Below are 367 nucleotides of genomic sequence, written 5' to 3' on the forward strand. Positions count from 1 at the left end.
GCGGACCCGTAAGCCGGTGGAGGCCACCGCGGCGGGTACGTCGTCGTCGACGTTGACGGCCCGCCCGGACGGGACGGTGGAGCTGACGCAGTCGGCGGTGCCGACCCGTACCCGGGTCGACGGCCAGTGGAAGAACCTGGACCCGACCCTGGTCCGACACGCCGACGGCAGCATCACCGCCGCGGTGACCACCAACCAGGTACGCCTCTCCGCCGGCGGCACCGGCCCGCTGGCCGAGCTGACCAGCGGTGACCGGGCGGTGTCGCTGACCGCGCCGATGCCCCTGCCCGCACCGGTGCTGTCCGGACCCACCGCCACCTACCCCGACGTGCTGCCCGGCGTCGACCTCACCGTCCGCGTCACCGGC

Annotated in this window: 1 pseudogene; it reads left to right on the forward strand. The window is 74.9% G+C overall.

The window, feature by feature from the left end:
* Nucleotides 1-16: 16 nt before the first annotated feature.
* Nucleotides 17-367 (forward strand): annotated as a pseudogene (locus tag ONA70_RS36520) (LamG domain-containing protein); the annotation flags it as partial.

Source organism: Micromonospora yasonensis, assembly GCF_026013475.1.
In the GTDB taxonomy this organism is placed as follows: domain Bacteria; phylum Actinomycetota; class Actinomycetes; order Mycobacteriales; family Micromonosporaceae; genus Micromonospora; species Micromonospora yasonensis.